The sequence below is a fragment of the Acidovorax sp. 94 genome (assembly GCF_003634645.1).
Lineage (GTDB): Bacteria > Pseudomonadota > Gammaproteobacteria > Burkholderiales > Burkholderiaceae_C > Acidovorax > Acidovorax facilis.
In genome coordinates, this window is sequence record NZ_RBJA01000001.1 from 2384918 (window position 1) to 2401524 (window position 16607).

The following is a 16607-nucleotide window of genomic DNA, read 5'->3' on the forward strand; positions in this document are numbered from 1 at the left end:
CCATCCGCCCCATTCACAATCACTACAAAATTTATAGCTGCCAGCGCTTTACCAATAAGCGCTAGCAGCCAATTTTGCTCAAAATCTTGTTTGAGCCACCGCTCCAACAAACCGCGCAGACGTGCGTCGGCCGCTCCGCAACGCCAGCAGCCCCAGCAGCGCGGCCAGCCCACCCAGGCCCCATGTCGACAGGGTGGGGATGGCCGCCGGGCTGGGCGCCAGCAGCACGGGGACCACCGGGTCGTTGATGGTGCCGTCTTGCGCGCCAAAGCTGTTGTCGCCCCAGCCACCGTCCGTCACGTCGTAGGTCACGGTGTTGCCGCTGATCTGCAGGTTCACGGGGTCGTAGTAACGGCTGGACAAGGGGCTGTCGGGTGTGGGGCCGTACTTCTTCACCGTGAAGCCCGTGAGGTCTGGAAAGGTCACCGCCACACGCACCGTCTCACCCGGCTGGCAGTTGATGAGCCGCAGGCGGAACGCCCCGTGCGGCATAGTGGCGCCGGGGTACGGCGCCGGTGCCGCCACCGGGCCGGTGCCCGCCAGGTCCAGCTGGCAACCCGCGCTGCCATCCACCACGCCCACGTTGACCGGCCCCGACCCGGTGTTCGTGGGTGTGGGCAGGGTTTCAAAACGCGCCTGCACAGTGCAAGCGGCCGTCACCGCTGCCGTGGTGTAGGTGCTGCCCGCCAGCGTGCCGCCGCAGCCCGTGACGGCCGCAATGCGGTAGCCCGCAGCGGGCGTGACGGTGAAGGCGCCCGTTTGGCCTTCGGCCACGTTGACGGCCCCAGCCGGATTGATGCTGCCGCCCGCCCCCGCTGTGGCGGTGACCGTGTGCAGGGCGGGTTGACTCCGTTCCACGGTGACGGTGTAGGTGCGCCGGGCCACGCCGTTCTCAGCCACCACGTCCACCTGGATGACATTGGCACCGACCGCAAGCGGCAGCGGCGCAGTCACCATTCCGCTGGTCACCACCACACCGTTGACCGTGATGGACGCCCCGGCCTGCGCCGCCACCGGTGTCAGCGACAGCTGGGCCACCCCATGGGGCACCGTGGCGGTATACGCCGTCACGCCACCGGCAAATGCCGGGCTGAGCGCCACCTGCGACAACGCCAGCGACGCGAGCGCGGCATTGGGGGATGGCGAGGCATTCACCAGCACGGTGATGCCCCCCAGACCATTGGCGATGGCAATGTCCAACAGGCCGTCCCTGTTGAAGTCGGCAACCACCATCTGCTCGGGCGTGCCGCCCACAAACCGCAGGAGCGGCGCACCCAGCCCACCGGGGGCGCCCTGACCACGCACGATGGCAAGCTCGCCCGAAGCTGCGTCAGCGGCCACCACATCGGGCCCGCCATCGCCATCAAAGTCAGAGGCGGCAAGAACGCTGGCAGAGATTCCCGCGCCGTAGGTGTCGACCATGCTCAGCGCCTGCCCGGGCGCGGCAGCCAACGAGGCAATCTGCACTCCTGCGGAGGCAAACACCCCTGCCCGGCCCGTCTGGCTCCAACCGGCAATCGCGCTCAGGGCGCCTACGCCCGCCGGCACATAGACGGGATCGCCCGGATACGAGGCTGAGGACAGCGAGGTGCCCACGGTGCCCACGGACGTTGCGGCCACGATGTCGGCACGGCCGTCCTGGTCGACATCCAGCGGGGCAAACCCCTTCACGTCATCCCACGACGCCACATCCAACATTTCGATGGAGCCCTGCGGGCTCACGCCGACCCACTGGATGCCTTCGTAAACACCTGCCGTCTCTGGCGCCCACACGGCCGCGTACGCGGGGTAGCCAGCCCCCCGGAAATTGCCAATCACCACTGACCGCGGGGCCAGGCCGATGAAGGACCGCTGCCCGGCCACCGTGAAGGTGCCCCGGCCATTGCCGAGGAAGACCATGATCGTCTTGTCAACCTCGTTCACCACGGCCAGGTCCACATGCCCGTCCCCATTGAGATCGCCAGCAGCCACGGATCCCGCGCCCGCACCGGCATCAAGCCGGGTGCTGAATTCAAATCCACCAGCACCATCGCCACGCATGATCCAGACAGCATCATCGTCACGGTGCGTCACGGCGACGTCGGCGCGCCCGTCTTCATCAAAATCGGCGACGGCTATCGCCTGGGTGTAACGCTCTGGGATTCCGTAGGCACGTGCTGCAGCGAATCGGCCCGCGCCGTCTCCCCGCAGGTTGGCCAGGTAGCCACGCTGGTCGTCCAGTACGACGATGTCTGGATGCCCGTCGCCACTGAAGTCCGCCACTGCCGGGGGGCTGGCAGATTCGCCCACCGGGTATTCCAGCCCCTGGGCACTGAATCCGCCGCCGGCAAGGCCCGGCACAACCACCACCGTGCCGCTAAAGCGGGACAGCACCACGTCGGCCCGGCCATCGCCCGTACCGTCCACGATCTGCCCGCCGCTGAAGCGCCCAAAGGCAGGGCCCACCCCTCTGCGCGAAAAGCCACCCTGCCCATCTCCGAGCAGGAGGACAGGGCTGGCGGAGGTGTTCTGCACAAGTGCCAGGATGTCCAGGTGGCCGTCGCCATTGGCATCCCCTGCGGCCACAAACGGGACGTACTCGTCACCGGTCACGCGCTGGGCCGCCGCAAAACCGCCCGCGCCATTGCCCAGCAGCAAAAACACACCGTCGCCCGACCCCGCAACAATGTCCACATGACCGTCCTCGTTCCAGTCGCCCGAAACAACATGGCGCCCTGCAACACCCAAACCGATGTCAGTGCGGGGGCGACCGTCAAACCGCCCGTCACCATCACCCCACAAGACGGAGACGCCTTTTTGCGCCCCGGAAAAGACGGCAATGGCCAGGTCGAGCCGCCCGTCACCGTCGAAATCCGCCACTGTCAGATCGCGCGGATTGAGCCCCGCACCAAAAGTGACCGGAGCAGACAAACCACCGCTGCCATCCCCCAGGTGAATCGTGGCGGTTCCGTTGTTGAAGCTGGTCACGGCAACATCCAGATGCCCGTCACCATTGAAATCCGCCGCCGCCACGCCATAGGGAGCAGAGCCCACGCTGAATGCTCCCGCCTCGGAAAAACCTGCAACCCCGCCTGTGTTGAGCAGGATCTTGACGGTACTGCCCAGGCGATCCACCACCACGAGGTCGGGCCGGCCGTCTTCATTGAAGTCTCCCGTCGCCATCTCACTGGGAAGCCCACCCAGGCGCAAACTGGTCGCGGCCCCGAAAGCCAGATCAGCACGGGCCTGCCCAGAGACCGCCAGGCACAAACCGACGACGGCCAGGCTCAGCCTCCACGCGCGCCACAGCGCTCGTGCTACAGATTTCATGAAGAATTCCTCCCTGTTCAGGCCCTATCTGGGCAGGAGGCGATTCTCGAAATGGACGTGGCTGCGCACAAGTCCAAACATTGCATGGATGTGAATGACGTGCCCGGCAGGATGCGTATCCGCAACGCCGCAGGGCGCCCGCTGCAGCGACTGTCTAGGCGTTGTTCGCCACAATGCCCCAGCGCGCCAGCGCCGCGTCGTCAGACACGCGGGCATCCACCCAGCGCGCGCCCTGGGCGGTTTCTTCCTTCTTCCAGAACGGCGCCTGGGTCTTGAGGTAGTCCATCAAGAACTCGCAGGCCTGAAAACTCTGGCCCCGGTGGGCACTGGTCACCGCCACCAGCACGATCTGGTCGAGCGGCTGCAGCAGGCCCACGCGGTGGATCACGCGGGCGCCAAAAATATCGAAGCGCCGAAAGGCCTCGTCCAACATGGCTTCGATGGATTTTTCGGTCATGCCGGGGTAGTGCTCCAGCTCCATGGACGACACCTGGTCGCCCTCGTTGCGATCCCGCACTGTGCCCACAAAGCTGCACACTGCGCCGATGCCTTTGTTTTCGCGGCGCAGCGCAGCGACTTCGGTGGACAGGTCGAAGTCCTCGGTCTGGATGGAAACGCGGGGCAGGGTCATGGCAAAAAACTCTCTACGGGGCGTGTGGAAGTCAGACAAAAAGAGTCTTCAGGGCGAGCGGTGCAACCGGGGCGCGGCCAGCAGGGCACGCTCTTCTTCCACCACCTTGTTCAACTGCGCCAGTGCGGGCGACGGAGGCAACTGGGCCAGCAGGGTCTGCAGGCGCGTGACGTCACCGACGGTGGGCGCGACCTTGATCTGTGCGATGGCGGCGGGCAGGTTGCCGCCCCGGACCAGCGCCAGCACCTTGGCGGGCCATTCACTTTTGTTGCGTGCCATAAATAGGTCAAAAGGTTTGTCTGTACGATTCGCCCGCACTGTACCCGTACTTGCTCGCACCACAGCCACCCCTGCACCTTAAGCCCATGGCCACACAAACGATTCAGACCGCTCATTACAAGCTCTACCCGTCCCCGCGCAATACGGTCCGCAACGTGTTCGAGCACCAGGTGTTCGTGCCCCACCCCTACGCCCTCATCGACCTGGATGTGATGGAGCTGGCGGGCAAAACCACCCTGTTTGGCGCCTGCCGCCTGTCGGACATGAAAATGGGCCAGGTGGTGACCTTTGAGTTGGCGTCAGACCAGGCCAAGTTCGAGCGCCTGTTCACGCCGGACTGAATCAGCAACCCTGCACCGCAACACGCCCCATGGACCTGCAAGAATCCTTCGAGGCGCTCGACTCCCGAGCCCCGGACACCTATGCCCAGGCCGTAGAGGCCTATTGCGACGGCATTTTGCGGCTGCACTGGAACGAGCGCCTCATCAACAAGATCTTTGGCCGGGCACTCCAGTCGCATGCGGCGGGGCGGCTGGTGGTGCAGCACTACCAATGGCAATTGCGGGGGGCCCCCCGGCCCACACTGGCACTGCTGCAGCGGCGCATGCCCGGGGGCGCGCGCACGCTGGCCACGTTCTTTGCAGTGCTGCGCCTTGCCGGTATGGTGGCGGTGGACATTGACCCCGACGACCGCCGGGTGCGCTACCTGGTGCCCACCCCCCGGCTGCTGGACGGCCTGCGCACCTGGGTGCGGCACCACCTGCACTGCGCTGAGGCCCTGGGCGCCCTGCCCCCAGGCCATGCACAGCGGCTGGACAGCGATACGGACTACTTTGCCGCCTTTCTGGCCGGGGCCGACCACATCCTGGATCGCCTGGCCGAAACCCGGGGCCGGTTTGGCGGCTGGGACTGGTTTGACCAGCGAGACGGCGGTGGCCGTATTGCCATGCTGCTGTTGCGCGAACACTGCCGGGTGCACCGCCCTGGAGAAGAAGGGTCCACGCCGTTTCCCCTGCGGGCCAGCGAGCTTGCGCAGCGCCTGGGTTTTTCGCACTCGCATGTGCGCAACCTGGTCAATGAAGCCACAGCGCAGGGCCACCTCACCCAGGACGCGCCCCGGGGCCTCGTCGCGCTCACACCCCGCTTTCAGGCGGAGCTGCAAATCTGGCTGCAGCACCTGCTGGGCTGGTTTGCAGAGACAGCGGCCATGGCGCAGCACCACCTGCAAGCCCGCTCACAAGCACCCACGCACAATAAGGCCGCTGGTGTGCACAACCCCTGACTGCACCGCTCTGGCGGGCTTTTTAACTGCCCCCGAACCGCGCCCACCACCCAACAAGCCATGTACGACGACAACCAGATCCACGTGCCGCCCTCCTTCATGGCGGTGTACACCGACACCCGAGGGCGCCTGACGGAAAAGGCGGACGGCGTGCGCGCCCGCTACGAACTGTGCGAAGACCTGGCAGGCCACCTGGTGGAGCACGCGCAGACGCTGTACCACGTGCAGGCGCCTTCCGAGACCGAGATCCTGCAGCGCATCCACGCGGGGCTGTGCACGGCCGAATCTGGCGTGGCGGTGGCCGAAGCGACATGGATCGTCACCCGGCTGGCCGAGCTGCTGGTGTGGCAATGCCCCGTGCTGGTTCCGCCGCAGCCTGAATCTGCAGCCGACGCGGCCCAGCCACCGCAGGCAGGCTGACCAACTTTGGGACACGGTGGGCGCTTGGCTATACTGCGGCCCATGTCCACGCACACCCCCTTTGCCATGACCGCCGCACTTGCGGTGGCGTTGCAGTGCGTGGGCAAAACCAAAAAACCAGAGCTCATCTGACCGGAGCTGTGGTTCCGTCCGGATGAGCGACGGAACCACCTGGTAGAGAAATTTCCTTTTCTCTTTTCACTCCCCGGCATTCCGCGCGCGCTCCCTCCGGACGGTTCTTCCCCTGGTCGAACCCTAAAAGGACGCTTCGCATGTCTGCCACCGATACCGCTACCTCCCACCAGCCGCTGTTCAGCGGGCTCTGGATCGCCTTGGTCACACCGTTCAAGGACGGCGCCGTGGACCACCCGGCCCTTGCCGCCCTCACCACCCGGCTGCGTGCCGACGGCGTTGCGGGCTTCGTTGCCTGCGGCTCGACCGGTGAGGCCGCAGCCCTCGACAAGGCCGAGCAACTGCAGGTACTGGAGACCGTGCTCAGCGCCGCCCAGGGTTTGCCCGTGGTGATGGGCGTATCGGGCTACCACCAGGGCCAGGTGCTGGAACAGGTGCGGACCCTTGCACACTACCCGGTTGCAGGTCTGCTGGTGTCCGCCCCGCACTACATCCGCCCCTCGCAGGAGGGCCTGCTGCACTGGTTCCGCACCCTGGCCGACGCCAGCGCGGTGCCCCTGCTGATCTACGACATTCCGTACCGCACGGGCGCCACGCTCACCACCGAGACGCTACTGGCGCTGGCGGCGCATCCGCGCATAGAGGCCATCAAGGACTGTGGCGGCAACACGGCCAAGACGCAGGCCCTGATCGCCGATGGACGGCTGCAGGTGCTGACCGGTGAAGACGCGCAGATCTTCCATACGCTGGCCCTCGGCGGTGCAGGCGCCATCTCTGCCTGTGCACACTGGCAGACGCCGCGTTTTGTGGAGTTGATGGCATTGCTGCGCCTGGGCGACCTGCCTGCAGCCCGCCACTTGTGGCAGGCCTTGCAACCCTGGGTGGAAGCGTGTTTTGCAGAGCCCAACCCTGCCCCGCTCAAGGCCATGCTGGCGCATGCAGGGTGGATGCGCAGCGAACTGCGCGCGCCGATGATGCCGGCCTCGGAGGCGCTGCAGGATCGTTTGAAGGCGCTTTGAGGTGACGTGCCAGAGCGCGCGAGAGCGCCCCGGCTAACCGCCCGTCACAGGCGGGAAAAACGCCACCTCAGCCCCATCGGCCAGGGTGGCGGACTCATCGCTCAAGGTCTGGTTGAGCGCCATGCGCACGGCCCGGCCCCGCGCCAGGCTGCTGGCATGGGCGCCACCGCGTGCGATGAGTTCATCGCGCAGGGCACCCAGCGTGGTGGCAGCGGTATCGACCGCCTCGCTGCCTTGCCCAATGGCCTCGCGGATGGAGGCAAAGTAGCGCACGGTGACCGTCATGACAAAAGCTCCGAAAAGGCAATGAACCGCACCGTGTCGCCGGATGCAATCGTCTGGCCCGCCGGGTTGTCCACCACACCATCACCCCAGGCGGCCGAAGTGAGCACGCCCGAACTCTGGTTGTGAAACAGATCCAGCCCACCTGCCGCATTGTGGCGCACGCGCAGAAACTCGCGGCGTTTATCGGCCTTGGGCCAGGCAAAATCAGCGCGAGCAGCTATGGGTTGAGGAGCAACGTCCACCACACCCTGCAGCCGCAGCACAAACGGGCGCACCAGCAGCGCAAAGGTCAGAAAGCTCGACACCGGGTTGCCGGGCAGGCCCATGAAGTGGGCGGCGCCACCGTCACGCGGGATCTGGCCATAGGCAAACGGCTTGCCGGGCTTCATGGCGATCTGCCACAGGTCGAGCGTGCCCAGCGACTCGACGGCGGGCTTGATGTGGTCTTCCTCGCCCACGCTCACGCCGCCGCTGGTGAGGATGAGATCGTGCGCTGCGCTCGCGCTGCGCAGGGCGTCGATGGTCGCGTCGCGCCGGTCGGGCACGATGCCAAAGTCCGTCACCTCGCAGCCCAGGCGCAGCAGCATGGCGCGCAGGAAGAAGCGGTTGCTGTTGTAAATGGCACCAGGGCGCATTTGCTCAGGCGGCACCTCGCCGGGCATGACCAGTTCATCGCCCGTGGAGAACAGCGCCACGCGGGGGCGGCAGGCCACCTGCAGTTCGTGCAAGCCGATGCTGGCGGCCAGGCCCAGCTCGGCCGGGGTCAGGCGTGTGCCGGCCGACAGCACCACGGCACCACGGGTGATGTCCTCGCCCGCGCGGCGGATCCACTGGCCCTGTGGGGGCACGGCGTTGATGCGCACCAGGCCCAGGCCGTCGCCCGTGGCGAGGGCTTCGCAGTCTTCCTGCATCAAGATGGCATCCGCCCCCTCGGGCACTGGCGCGCCGGTGAAGATGCGAGCGGCGGTGCCCGGCAAGAGCGGATCACCCGCGCTGCCCGCAGCAATGCGCTGCGAAACAGGCAAGGTGATCGGCAGCGCCACACCCACGGCCGCCACATCGGCGCAGCGCACGGCGTAGCCGTCCATGGAGCTGTTGTCCTGCGGCGGCACCTGCAGGGCCGAAACACAGTTTTGCGCCAGCACGCGGCCGTCCGCGTCAAACGTGGTAACCGTCTCAGCCTCTGGCAACGGCGTGGCCTTGGCCAACAGGTCGGCCAGGGCCTCGTCGAGCGGCTTCAGGGGCTTCATTGGGGGGCGCATGGCACCAGGCCTCCGTGCAGATCCCAGTTGTACTCAAAGCGGTGTTCGTATTGGAGCAGCCAGTCCACCACCTGCGCCGGGCTGTTGAGGTCCAGCAGGGGCAACTGTGTGGGCACAGGCAGGCCCTGCGGTGCATCGGTGGCCACGGCGACCACAAAATCGTCTTCGGGGTAGCGCACGGGCTTGGCCACCTGGCCGGGTTCGGGGGCACGCCAGACCTCGATCTTGAGCAGGTCGCTGTCCTTGAAGCCCTCCACCAGCACCCAGTCCACGCCCTGGTACAGCTCGGCCAGCAGGTGGTGCACGCTGAGCGTGGCGGGCTGCTCGAACTCGCGCACCAGCATCAGGCGCTTGTCCGATGCCGCGACCACCTCGAAGGCCCCTGCCTCGCGGTGGCGGTAGGTGTCCTTGCCCGGGTGGTCGATGTCGAAACTATGGTGGGCATGTTTGACCACCGACACGCGCAACCCCCGCAGCCGCAGCTCGGGGATCAACTGCTCGACCAGCGTGGTCTTGCCACTGCCGGAAAAACCGGCAAAACCGACAACCTTCATCCACTGCTCCTTGGTTAGCTATTTTATTTATAGCTGCTAACGCTTACCAGACAAGCGCCAGGGGCATTTTTAGTTCAAACCCAGTATCCTGAGCCGCTCCCGCATCCGCAGCGACAGAGCGGCTACGGATTGCCCACCCTAGAGGGCGGGCGTGCAATGGCGCTCGATGTATTGCTTGACCAACTGCACGTTGGCCGGCATCACCTGCACGCGCTTGGGCAGGTCTTCGATGCCCGCGAACTTGGCGGGCCGCTCGGGCGCATGGCCCAGGGCTTCGACGATGGTCTCGGCAAACTTGATGGGCAGCGCGGTCTCCAGCACGATCATGGGCACCTTGGGGTCCTGGTGGTGTTCGCGCGCCACCTTCACGCCGTCGGCCGTGTGGGTGTCGATGGTGACGCCGTGGCGCTCGAAGTTGTCCTTGATGGTGGCCAGGCGGTCGGCGTGCGTGCTCTTGCCGCTTTCAAAACCGTATTTGGTGGCGGCATCGGCAAACAGCGGTTCGGCGCTCAAGTCGAACCTGCCATAGGCGGGCAGCGCTTTGGCAAACAGCGCGTTCGTGCGCTGGCCGTTGCGGCCCAGCAGGTCAAAGATGAACCGCTCGAAGTTGCTGGCCTTGCTGATGTCCATCGAGGGGCTCGATGTCTCGTGCGTGTCGGCAGCCGCGCGCACGCGGTAGGCGCCAGTGCGGAAGAACTCGTCGAGCACGTCGTTCTCGTTCGTGGCCACCACCAGCTTGTCAATGGGCAGGCCCATCATGCGCGCCACATGGCCTGCACACACGTTGCCAAAGTTGCCGCTGGGCACCGTGAAGCTGACCTTCTGGTCGTTGGTCTCGGTGGCCTGGATGTAGCCCGCGAAGTAGTACACCACCTGCGCCAGCAGGCGCGCCCAGTTGATGGAGTTGACGGTGCCAATCTTGTACTTGCGCTTGAAGGCCAGGTCGTTGCTGACGGCCTTGACGATGTCCTGGCAGTCGTCGAACACGCCTTCGATGGCGATGTTGTGGATGTTCTCGTCCTGCAGGCTGAACATTTGCGCCTGCTGGAACGCGCTCATTCGGCCGTGCGGGCTGGTCATGAAGACGCGCACGCCCTTTTTGCCGCGCATGGCGTACTCGGCCGCGCTGCCGGTGTCGCCGCTGGTGGCGCCCAGGATGTTGAGTTCTTCACCGCGGCGGTTCAGTTCGTATTCGAACAGGTTGCCCAGCAATTGCATCGCCATGTCCTTGAAGGCCAGCGTGGGGCCGTTGGACAGGGCTTCGAGCCACAGGCCGTCTTCGAGGTGGCGCAGGGGCACGATCTCGCCCGTGCCAAACACCTCGGCGGTGTACGTCTTGGCGCACAGGGCCTTCAGATCAGCGGCGGGGATGTCATCGATGTAGAGCGACAGGATCTGGAACGCCAGCTCGGCGTAGCCTTGCTCGTGGTAAGCCTTGCGCAGCTTTGTCAGCATCGCGTCGCTGACCTGCGGGTAGTGCTCGGGCAGGTACAGGCCGCCATCGGGCGCCAGGCCTTCGAGCAGGATGTCGCAGAAATGCTTGCGGTCGGCGTGGCCGCGTGTGGAGATGTACAGCATCAGTTCAGTTCCTCCTTGCGGATGCGCGTGATGGGCGCCAGCACCGTGGGCAGGGCCTGCATCTGGGCGATCACGGCGTCCATGGTGCCTTCGCGGGTGTCGTGGGTCAGGATGATCAGGTCCGTTTGCGTAGATCCTTCACCACCGACTTCGTCAGCCTCACGCTGCAATACTGCGTCGATGCTCACACCGGCCTCGGCCAACAGGCCGGTGACCTTGGCCAGCACACCGGCCTGGTCGGCCACGCGCAGGCGCAGGTAGTAGCTGGTGACAACTTCGCTCATGGGCAGCACGGGCAGCGTGTCCATGGCATCGGCCAGCGTGTTGGCCTGGAAGGCCAGGTGCGGCACGCGGTGCTCAGGGTCGGCCGTGTGCAGGCGCGCAATGTCCACCAGGTCGGCAATCACGGCGCTGGCGGTGGGCTCGCTGCCCGCGCCCTTGCCGTAGTAAAGCGTAGTGCCCACGGCATCGCCCTGCACCACCACGGCGTTCATGGCGCCTTCGACGTTGGCGATCAGGCGCTTGGAGGGCACGAGGCTCGGGTGAACGCGCAGTTCGATACCTTTGTCGGCGCGCTTCGTGATGCCCAGCAGCTTGATGCGGTAGCCCAGTTGCTCGGCGTACTTGATGTCGGCCGCGCCGAGCTTGGTGATGCCTTCGACATAGGCCTTGTCAAACTGCACGGGGATGCCGAACGCAATGGCACTCATCAGCGTGACCTTGTGCGCGGCGTCCACGCCTTCGATGTCGAAGGTGGGGTCGGCCTCGGCGTAGCCCAGGCGCTGTGCTTCCTTGAGCACCACATCAAAGTCCAGCCCCTTGCTGCGCATCTCGGACAGGATGAAATTGGTAGTGCCGTTGATGATGCCGGCGATCCACTGGATGCGGTTGGCGGTGAGGCCTTCGCGCAGCGCCTTGATGATGGGGATGCCCCCCGCCACGGCCGCCTCAAAGGCCACCATCACGCCCTTGGCCGATGCAGCCGCGAAGATCTCGGTGCCGTGCACGGCCAGCAGCGCCTTGTTGGCGGTGACCACATGCTTGCCAGCGGCGATGGCTTCGAGCACCAGCGCGCGGGCAATGCCATAGCCACCAATCAGCTCGATGACGATGTCGATGTCGGGGTTGGCAATGATGGCGCGGGCGTCGTTGACGACCTGGATGTCAGCACCCACTACCGCCTTGGCGCGCTCCACGTCCAGATCGGCCACCATGGTGATCTCAATGCCACGGCCAGCGCGGCGGCTGATCTCGTCCTGGTTGCGCGCGAGCACGTTGAACACGCCGCTGCCGACGGTGCCGATGCCCAGAAGGCCTACTTGGATGGGTTTCATGGGATTTTTATCAGTCAAAATGGGCTCTGGCGCTTATCCATAAAGCGCTAGCAGCTATGAAAAAATGAGTTTCTGCACCGCTCAACGTGCAAGTTACGCAGCCGCCGCCATTTGCACGCGCTTGCGGTATTGCTCCAGGAAGCGCGCCACGCGGCCAATCGCGTCGCGCAGATCGTCTTCGTGTGGCAGGAACACGATGCGGAAATGGTCCGGCGCCGCCCAGTTGAAGCCTGTGCCCTGCACCAGCATGACCTTGGTCTCCTGCAGCAGCTCCAGGAAGAACTGCTGGTCGTCCTCGATGGGATACACGGCAGGGTCGAGGCGCGGAAACATGTAGAGCGCCGCCTGGGGCTTCACGCAGGTCACGCCCGGGATGGCCGTGATCAGCTCGTACGCCAGATCACGCTGCTTGCGCAGGCGGCCGCCCTCGCCTACCAGCTCATTGATGCTCTGGTAGCCACCCAGCGCCGTCTGCACCGCCCACTGGCCGGGCACGTTGGCGCACAGGCGCATGTTCGAGAGCATGTTCAGGCCCTCGATGTAGTCCTTGGCGGGCTTCTTGTCGCCCGACACCACCATCCAGCCCGCGCGGTAGCCACACGAGCGGTAGCTCTTGGACAGCGAATTGAAGGTGAGTGTGAGCACATCCTCGCTCAGCGAGCCAATGGCCGTGTGCTTGGCGCCGTCGTACAGCACCTTGTCATACACCTCGTCGGCAAAGATGACCAGGCCATGCTCGCGTGCAATGGCGACGATGCCCTTGAGCAATTCGTCCGAATACAGCGCGCCCGTCGGGTTGTTGGGGTTGATGACCACGATTCCCTTGGTGCGGGGCGTGATCTTGGCGCGGATATCCTGAAGGTTGGGCATCCAGCCGTTGGCTTCATCGCACACATAGTGCACGGGCGTGCCGCCCGACAGGCTGGCGGCGGCGGTCCACAGGGGGTAGTCGGGCGAAGGCAGCAGCAGCTCGTCGCCGTTGTCCAGCAGCGCATTGGTGGCCATCACGATCAGCTCGCTGGCGCCGTTGCCCAGGTAGATGTCGTCCAGCATCACACCCTTGATGCCCTGTTTTTGGGTCTCGTGCATGACGGCCTTGCGCGCCGCAAAGATACCCTTGCTGTCCGAGTAACCCGCCGAATTGGGCAGGTTGCGGATCATGTCCAGCTGAATCTCTTCCGGCGCATCAAAACCGAACACCGCCAGGTTGCCGATGTTGAGCTTGATGATCTTGTGGCCGTCTTCCTCCATCTGCTTGGCCGCGTCCATGATGGGCCCCCGGATGTCATAGCAGACGTTGGCGAGCTTGGCGGATTTTTGGACGGTTTTCATGCGCTGACGGTGGTGCAGTGGGGTCAGGTGGCGGCCAGAGCGGCTGGCACCTTGGCGAAACCTATAATTTGACCACAGATCACAAGCGCGCCCAGGCCCTGCGCCGGGCCTACCCGCAGCGCCACCGCCTGCAACCGACGCCAACACCCATGAAATTCCAGCCCGACCGCTCGAACGCACAAACCATCAGCGGCTACGGCCCCGGCTGGATCGGCGTGGATGCCGAGAAGATCACGCACAGCGTCATCATCGGCTCGTCGGGGCTGCGCCAGGCCTGGCCCTGCACGCGCTTTGAAGACCTGACCCCCGAACATTTCGCGCAATTGGCAGCCCTGGAGACAGAGCTCGTCATTTTTGGCAGCGGCACACGCAACCGGTTCCCGCCACCGGCGTGGCTGGCGCCGCTCATCGCCCGCCGGTTGGGGCTGGAAACCATGGACACCCCTGCCGCCTGCCGCACGTACAACATCCTGGCCAGTGAAGGGCGCAACGTGGTGGCAGCACTGATTCTGGAAGCCTGAGCTGCAGGCCCGCAACCGCCGCGGCAAGCTGCAAATCCGGCGCTTGCACCTATGCAAGGCCTTGCCTAAATGCCCGCCACTGCGGGCCGGACACACTGTCTTACATTTGGCCGAAGAGTGAATTCGGGGTAAAATCGCCGGTTGCGGTCGGGGGCACCACCAAGAGCAATAACACACTAGCTCCCCCGGCTTACCAACGACTACATCCTGAGAGATTGAAGTGATATGGCGATCGTTGTCAACAAACCCCTCCCTGAATTTGAAGCCAACGCTACCGGTGGACTCAAGGTCTCCAACACCTCCCACCTTGGCCAAATTCTGGTTCTCTACTTCTATCCCAAGGACAACACGCCTGGCTGCACCACGGAGGCCATGCAGTTTCGCGACAAGTACAAGGACTTCGTGAAGGCAGGCGCTGCCGTTTTCGGCGTGTCCCGCGACAACATGAAGTCGCACGACGAATTCAAGGAAAAGCTGGAACTGCCCTTCGAACTCATCGCCGACACCGAAGAAAAGATGTGCCACATGTTCGGCGTGGTCAAGAACAAGATCATGTACGGCAAGAAGGTCAAGGGCATTGAGCGCAGCACCTTCCTGATCGGCCCCGATGGCCTGCTGGTGCAAGAGTGGCGCGGCCTCAAGGTTCCCGGCCACGTGGACGAGGTCCTGAAAGCCGTCAAATCCATCAAGGCCCTGAAAAAGGCCGCCTGATCTGCACATTGGGGCATCGGCGCGACACCCCGCTTGTTTTGCCCAGGCAAGACATCCGGAGTAGGCATAATGGTTTTATGCCCCTGGTTATCGCAACGTTTGCCCTCCTCCAAAAAGCCGCCTTGGCCTCCAGGCGGCTTTTTGCTTTCTGACCCACCCGTTACCCCTTTACCGACCGAGGCCCTGCCACCATGCCCCTGCCCCCCGCCCCCAGCCGGCGCGCTGCACTCCTCGCGCCAGAAGCCTTTGAAGTCGCAGCCCGCCCCCGCGTAGCTACCACCTCGGCCAACGAAGCCGTTGCTACGCCCCAGCGCACCACCACCGCTACAGCCCCCACCCGCGCCGGACGCAAGGCAGACAGCGTGGCCTCGTCGCTGGCAGCGCCTGACACAGCTCCATTGGTCCAGATTGAGACCCGAGCACGTACACCTCAACCCTCCGCCGCCCCCGTGGCCCGCAGCACCGGCACGCGCAAGGCACGCAGCACCGGCACACCTGCCGCCGTCACCGCCAGCGCCGCCCCGGCCACGGCGACCACCACACGCACCCGCAAATCCGCACCGCAAGGCCCGACCAAGCTCTTTGTGCTGGACACCAACGTGCTCCTGCATGACCCAACCAGCCTCTTCCGCTTTGAAGAGCACGACATCTTCCTGCCGATGATCGTGCTGGAAGAACTGGACGGCCACAAGAAGGGCATGACCGAAGTGGCCCGCAACGGCCGCCAGGCCAGCCGCACGCTGGATGCCCTGGCTGCCGCCCAGGGCGCCGACATGGCCAAGGGCCTCAAGCTTGACTCCACCGGCCAGCGTGCTGCGGGCGGCCACCTGTTCTTCCAGACGGTGCCACTGGACTACAGCCTGCCCACCAGCCTGCCCCCGGGCAAAGCCGACAACCAGATCCTGGGCGTGGTCGAAGCCCTGCGCAAGCTGCACGCACCGCGCGAAGTGGTGCTGGTCTCCAAAGACATCAACATGCGCGTCAAAGCCCGCGCGCTGGGCCTGACTGCCGAGGACTACCAGAACGACAAGACGCTGGAAGATGGCGACCTGCTCTACGCTGGCGTGCTGGCCCTGCCCCCCGACTTCTGGGCCAAGAGCGGCAAGAACGTGGAAAGCTGGCAAAGCGGCGCCCACACCTATTACCGCATTGGCGGCCCCATCGTGCCGCAGCTGATGATCAATCAGTTCGTGTACTTCGAAGCCCCCGGCGAGCCCAGCCTGTTTGCGCGCGTGAGCGAAATCCGCGAGAAAACAGCGGTACTGCAGACCCTGAAGGATTACGGTTCGGCCAAAAATGCCGTGTGGGGCGTGACCACGCGCAACCGTGAACAGAACTACGCCATGAACCTGCTCATGGACCCCGAGATCGACTTCGTGACCCTGACCGGCACGGCCGGCACCGGCAAGACCCTGCTCGCCCTGGCTGCAGGCCTGACCCAGGTGCTGGACGATCGCCGCTACACCGAGATCATCATGACCCGCGCCACGGTGAGCGTGGGCGAGGACATCGGCTTTTTGCCCGGCACCGAAGAAGAAAAGATGGGCCCCTGGATGGGCGCGCTGGACGACAACCTGGAGTTTTTGGCCAAGGGCGACGGCGGCAATGCTGGCGAGTGGGGCCGCGCTGCCACCAACGAGCTGATCCGCAGCCGCATCAAGATCAAGAGCATGAACTTCATGCGCGGGCGCACCTTCCTGAACAAGTACGTGATCATCGATGAGGCGCAGAACCTGACGCCCAAGCAAATGAAGACGCTGATCACCCGCGCCGGTCCCGGCACCAAGATCATCTGCATGGGCAACCTCGCGCAGATCGACACGCCGTACCTGACCGAAGGGTCATCCGGGCTTACCTACGCCGTGGACCGTTTCAAGGGCTGGCCGCACAGCGGGCACATCACGCTGGCGCGCGGCGAACGCTCGCGCTTGGCAGATTTCGCCAGCGAGGTGCTCTGA

General features: G+C 65.0%; 16 protein-coding genes. 7 read left to right on the forward strand and 9 right to left on the reverse strand.

All coding sequences use genetic code 11. The features are described from left to right. Nucleotides 1-78: 78 nt before the first annotated feature. From C8C94_RS10970 to C8C94_RS10980, 3 genes are all read right to left on the reverse strand, one after another. Complete coding sequence (locus tag C8C94_RS10970) at nt 79-3309, reverse strand: IPTL-CTERM sorting domain-containing protein (RefSeq protein ID WP_121420728.1); 3231 nt, start codon at nt 3307-3309, stop codon at nt 79-81. 154 nt (nt 3310-3463) lie between these two features. Next, complete coding sequence (locus C8C94_RS10975; RefSeq protein WP_121420729.1) at nt 3464-3940, reverse strand: molybdenum cofactor biosynthesis protein MoaE; 477 nt, start codon at nt 3938-3940, stop codon at nt 3464-3466. 48 nt (nt 3941-3988) lie between these two features. Further along, entirely contained in the window at nt 3989-4219 is a 231-nt protein-coding gene (locus tag C8C94_RS10980; protein ID WP_055393176.1) for a hypothetical protein, read from the reverse strand. Between the two features lie 86 nt (nt 4220-4305). Here C8C94_RS10980 and C8C94_RS10985 point away from each other — a divergent pair, with 86 nt between their 5' ends. The 4 genes from C8C94_RS10985 to dapA all read left to right on the forward strand — a co-directional run bounded on the left by C8C94_RS10985 (nt 4306) and on the right by dapA (nt 7072). Continuing rightward, nucleotides 4306-4560: a hypothetical protein gene (locus C8C94_RS10985; protein ID WP_055393174.1), complete on the forward strand. Its 255-nt coding sequence runs from the start codon at nt 4306-4308 to the stop codon at nt 4558-4560. A gap of 29 nt (nt 4561-4589) precedes the next feature. Then, nucleotides 4590-5501, forward strand: a complete 912-nt coding sequence (locus tag C8C94_RS10990) for a hypothetical protein (RefSeq protein WP_121420730.1) — start codon at nt 4590-4592, stop codon at nt 5499-5501. A gap of 60 nt (nt 5502-5561) precedes the next feature. Beyond that, a complete protein-coding gene (locus C8C94_RS10995; RefSeq protein WP_055393170.1) occupies nt 5562-5921 on the forward strand; it encodes a hypothetical protein in 360 nt (119 codons plus the stop codon). Nucleotides 5922-6193: 272 nt separating this feature from the next. Continuing rightward, on the forward strand, nt 6194-7072 hold the full coding sequence (gene dapA, locus C8C94_RS11000; RefSeq protein ID WP_121420731.1) for a 4-hydroxy-tetrahydrodipicolinate synthase: 879 nt from the start codon (nt 6194-6196) through the stop codon (nt 7070-7072). Nucleotides 7073-7105: 33 nt separating this feature from the next. On the opposite strand, the gene moaD is transcribed toward dapA, so the two are convergent. The 6 genes from moaD to C8C94_RS11030 all read right to left on the reverse strand — a co-directional run bounded on the left by moaD (nt 7106) and on the right by C8C94_RS11030 (nt 13417). After that, on the reverse strand, nt 7106-7357 hold the full coding sequence (gene moaD / locus C8C94_RS11005) for a molybdopterin converting factor subunit 1 (RefSeq protein ID WP_055393166.1): 252 nt from the start codon (nt 7355-7357) through the stop codon (nt 7106-7108). Continuing rightward, nucleotides 7354-8607 carry a gephyrin-like molybdotransferase Glp gene (glp, locus tag C8C94_RS11010; RefSeq protein WP_370449745.1) on the reverse strand — a complete coding sequence of 418 codons (1254 nt, stop codon included), beginning with the start codon at nt 8605-8607 and terminating at the stop codon, nt 7354-7356. Before glp ends, moaD begins: the two co-directional genes overlap by 4 nt. Beyond that, on the reverse strand, nt 8604-9173 hold the full coding sequence (mobB, locus tag C8C94_RS11015) for a molybdopterin-guanine dinucleotide biosynthesis protein B (protein WP_121420733.1): 570 nt from the start codon (nt 9171-9173) through the stop codon (nt 8604-8606). The genes glp and mobB overlap by 4 nt, the downstream gene beginning before the upstream one ends. Before the next feature lie 138 nt (nt 9174-9311). Then, on the reverse strand, nt 9312-10751 hold the full coding sequence (thrC, locus tag C8C94_RS11020) for a threonine synthase (protein ID WP_121420734.1): 1440 nt from the start codon (nt 10749-10751) through the stop codon (nt 9312-9314). Continuing rightward, a complete protein-coding gene (locus C8C94_RS11025) occupies nt 10751-12085 on the reverse strand; it encodes a homoserine dehydrogenase (protein WP_121420735.1) in 1335 nt (444 codons plus the stop codon). Before C8C94_RS11025 ends, thrC begins: the two co-directional genes overlap by 1 nt. Nucleotides 12086-12178: 93 nt before the next feature. Further along, nucleotides 12179-13417 carry a pyridoxal phosphate-dependent aminotransferase gene (locus C8C94_RS11030; RefSeq protein WP_121420736.1) on the reverse strand — a complete coding sequence of 413 codons (1239 nt, stop codon included), beginning with the start codon at nt 13415-13417 and terminating at the stop codon, nt 12179-12181. Between the two features lie 149 nt (nt 13418-13566). Between C8C94_RS11030 and C8C94_RS11035 the strand changes: the two genes are divergently transcribed. The 3 genes from C8C94_RS11035 to C8C94_RS11045 all read left to right on the forward strand — a co-directional run bounded on the left by C8C94_RS11035 (nt 13567) and on the right by C8C94_RS11045 (nt 16607). Then, a complete protein-coding gene (locus tag C8C94_RS11035) occupies nt 13567-13938 on the forward strand; it encodes an Mth938-like domain-containing protein (RefSeq protein ID WP_055393291.1) in 372 nt (123 codons plus the stop codon). A gap of 225 nt (nt 13939-14163) precedes the next feature. Beyond that, nucleotides 14164-14649, forward strand: coding sequence for a peroxiredoxin (locus C8C94_RS11040; protein ID WP_055393154.1), 486 nt, complete (start codon nt 14164-14166; stop codon nt 14647-14649). Between the two features lie 191 nt (nt 14650-14840). Beyond that, nucleotides 14841-16607 (forward strand): PhoH family protein, encoded by a 1767-nt coding sequence (locus tag C8C94_RS11045; RefSeq protein WP_121420737.1) that lies wholly within the window; start codon nt 14841-14843, stop codon nt 16605-16607.